General features: G+C 70.4%; 3 protein-coding genes. 1 reads left to right on the top strand and 2 read right to left on the bottom strand.

Annotated elements, in window-relative coordinates; translation table 11 throughout:
• On the bottom strand, positions 1–1,313 hold a 1,313-nt coding region (locus V7004_RS15475; protein ID WP_334145124.1), incomplete at its 3' end, for a class I adenylate-forming enzyme family protein.
• A 34-nt stretch (positions 1,314–1,347) separates the two neighbouring features.
• Positions 1,348–2,496, bottom strand: coding sequence for a thiolase C-terminal domain-containing protein (locus tag V7004_RS15470; RefSeq protein ID WP_334145123.1), 1,149 nt, complete (start codon positions 2,494–2,496; stop codon positions 1,348–1,350).
• Positions 2,497–2,614: 118 nt separating this feature from the next.
• Between V7004_RS15470 and V7004_RS15465 the strand changes: the two genes are divergently transcribed.
• Entirely contained in the window at positions 2,615–3,073 is a 459-nt protein-coding gene (locus tag V7004_RS15465) for a MaoC family dehydratase (protein ID WP_208027096.1), read from the top strand.
• Positions 3,074–3,210 lie beyond the last annotated feature (137 nt).

Here is a 3,210-nt window from a genome sequence, read left to right as displayed (position 1 = left end):
GCCTGCAGCTCCCGGAGGGTGGGTGGGCGGTCGGGATCTCGGGGCACCACCACGGCCACGCCGAACTCGCCCATGACGGGGTCGGGGGCCGGGGCCACGGCCACCTCGGTGACCTCCGGGTGTGAGGCGAGCACCCCTTCCACCTCCACCGGGTACACGTTGTAGCCGCCCCGGATGTACATCTCTTTCTTGCGTCCCGCCAGGTGCAGGCAACCGTGCTCGTCCAGCCAGCCGAGGTCGCCGGTGCGCAGCCATCCGTCGACGATGGTGGCCGCAGTGGCATCCGGGTCGCGCCAGTAGCCCCTCATCATGCACGGCGAGCGCAGATGCACCTCGCCCACCTCGCCCGGTGGGAGGACCCGGCCGTCATCCGAGCGGATCTCGAGCTCGACCGAGCGGCGAGGGCGACCCACGGTGTGGAGGGCCTCCTCGTCGTCGGCGTCGAACGCCGTGCCGGTGCCCACCCCACCCGATTCGGTCGACGAGTAGCGGATCGAGTAGCTGGCGCCGATCCGCCGTCTGGCCTCCTCCACCAGCGCCGGTGGCGAGAAGGCTCCACCCATGACGATCGTCCGCACCGACGAGAGGTCGAATGACTCGAAGTCGGGGTGTCGCAGCAGCAGCGCCAGCTGCGGCGCGACCCCGCCGATGCTGGTCATCCGGTGCTCGCTCACCAGGCGCAGGACGTCCCCGGCTCGCCAGCGCTCCAGGAGGTGGGTGGTGGTGCCGAGCCGCAGGTACCAGGGGAGCTTGGTCATGAACCCCACGTGTGCGAACTGGGTGGCGGCGATCTGATGGCCACCCCCTCCCCAGGTCTGGGGATCGTCCCAGCCGGGCACGTCGCTCCGGGCGATCGCGTCGAGCTCGCGCTCACCGAACACCGCGCCCTTCGGGGTGCCGGTGGTGCCGGAGGTGAACACGATGGCGACGACCCGATCAGGATCCGGGTCGAGTGCGGGCACCGGGAGGTCGGGTCGCGAAAGCCGATCGACGTCACCCTCGGCCAGGACCATGCGGGGCTCCGCGACGGCCAGCACTCGATCGCGCTCGGCGGCGGTGAGGCGAGGGTTGACCCCGGCGGTGATGGCGCCCACCTTGGCCGCAGCGGCGTAGGCGATCACGTAGTCGATGTCCGAGGGGAGGGTGAGTGCCACCACGTCGCCCTCGCCGATGCCGGCCGCGTGGAGGCCCGCGGCGAGCGCATCGGAGCGGCGGTCGAGCGCGGCATAGGTGAGGGCCGAGCCGTCGGGTCTCACGAAGGCGGCGAGCTCGCCGAACCGGGCGCCTGCTGCCCGCACGATCTCCCGGAGCACGGGCAGCAGTTGTAGTCGATGACCCGCCGGGGGATCACTCGACGCCGAGGATCAGCGTGCCGTTGGAGCAGAACCAGCCGCCGGTGCCGCTCACGCAGGCGAGCCTGGCATCGGGCACCAGCCGCTCGGGGGGATGCTCCTGGCGGAGCTGGCGGGTCGCTTCGACCAGGAGGAACAGGCCGCGCATGCCGGGATGGCATGCCGAGAGCCCTCCGCCGTCCGGGTTGGTCGGCAACGAGCCACCGAGGCGGAGCGCACCGCTCTCCGCCAGGGCGCCTCCTTCGCCTTTCTCGCAGAACCCGAGATCCTCGAGGGTCACCAGCACCATGTAGGTGAACGCGTCGTAGATCGTGCAGACGTCGATCTCCTCGGGTGTGACCCCTGCTCGCTCGAATGCTGCCTTGCCGGCGATCGCGGCCGGCGAGACGGTGAAGTCGGGCCACTCGCTCATGGTGGTGTGCGAGACGTGCTGGCCGTGACCGAGGATCCACACCGGCGCCTTCGCGGTGTCGGGCACCCGATCCTCGGCGGCGAGGATCACCGCGCATCCCCCGTCGGAGCGGATGCAGCACTGCAGCTTGGTGTACGGGTCGGCGATCATCTCGCTGTTGAGCACGTCGTCGACGGTGATCGGGTCCCGGTAGTACGCGTCGGGGTTGAACTGCGCGTTGTAGCGGGCCGAGACCGCCACCTCCGCGAGCTGCTCGATGGTGGTGCCGTACTCGTGCATGTGCCGACGGGCGGCCATGGCGTACTTGGCGATCAGCGTGTGCCCGTAGGGCACCTCGAACTGGATGGGGCCGCGGCCGCCGAAGGAGAGGTTCGCGGTTCGCAGCCGCTTCTTGAGGTCGGCCCGGGTGGTGGAGCCGTACACGAGGGCCACCACGTCGGCATGTCCTTGGGCGATGGCGTCCGCAGCGTGACCGGCCATGACCTCCCACGTGCCCCCGCCCACCTGGGTGGAGTCGACCCACGTGGGCCGCAGGCCCAGGTACTCGGCCAGCTCGATCGGTTGCAGGGTGCCGATGCCGTTGGACGCCAGCCCGTCGATGTCCTCCTTGGCCAGCCCCGCGTCGGCGATGGCCCGGCGGATGGCCTGGCCGTGCAGTTCCCAGTTGGTGCGGTCGTCGACACGCCCGGTGTCCGAGAGCGCGACGCCCACGATGGCGACCCGTCGGGTCATCCGTCCTCCTCGTCTCGGCGGTGGCCGTACGGCCCGGGCGACAGACTATGACACGGATGTCAGGTCCGCCGGAGCCGGGTGCCGGGAGCACCCCGCTGGGAGCGCGATGATCTCGCCCATGGCACGGACGACCTTCGACGGCCTGGACGCGCTGCGCGCCGCGGCCGGCCAGCACCTCGGCTACAGCGACTGGTTGGAGATCACCCAGGACCGCATCGACCTGTTCGCCGAGGCGACCGGTGACCACCAGTGGATCCACGTGGATCCCGAGCGGGCGGCGGCGGGCCCGTTCGGCGCCACCATCGCTCACGGCTACCTGACCCTGTCGTTGTCGAACGCCCTACTTCCCCAGATCATGGAGGTTCGTGGCATCTCGATGGGGGTGAACTACGGGGTCAACAAGGTGCGGTTTCCGGCCCCGGTCAAGGTGGGCTCGCGTATCCGGGCCGGCGCCGAGCTGGTGGCGGTGGAGGAGATCGCCGGCGGTGTGCAGACGACGATCCTGGTGACCATCGAGATCGAGGGGGGCGAGAAGCCCGCCTGCGTGATCGAGTCCCTCAGCCGCTTCCTGGTCTGACGGTCTGCACGGCCCTCCCCCTCCCCCCAACGAACTGTTCATGGATTCGCGGTGGGGGGCCGCGTGGGGCTGAACAGTTCGGGGGAGGCTGGCGAACTGTTCATGGATTCGCGGTGGGGGGCCGCGTGGGGCTGAAC

The sequence above is a fragment of the Rhabdothermincola sp. genome, assembly GCF_036846205.1.
Classification (GTDB): domain Bacteria; phylum Actinomycetota; class Acidimicrobiia; order Acidimicrobiales; family Acidimicrobilacustridaceae; genus Rhabdothermincola.
This window is presented reverse-complemented; position numbering and strand designations above follow the sequence as displayed.

Bases quoted from the DNA above. Each gene is read 5' to 3' on its own strand.
- V7004_RS15470 (WP_334145123.1), bottom strand. From the start codon at position 2,496: ATGACCCGACGGGTCGCCATCGTGGGCGTCGCGCTCTCGGACACCGGG.
- V7004_RS15465 (WP_208027096.1), top strand. From the start codon at position 2,615: ATGGCACGGACGACCTTCGACGGCCTGGACGCGCTGCGCGCCGCGGCC.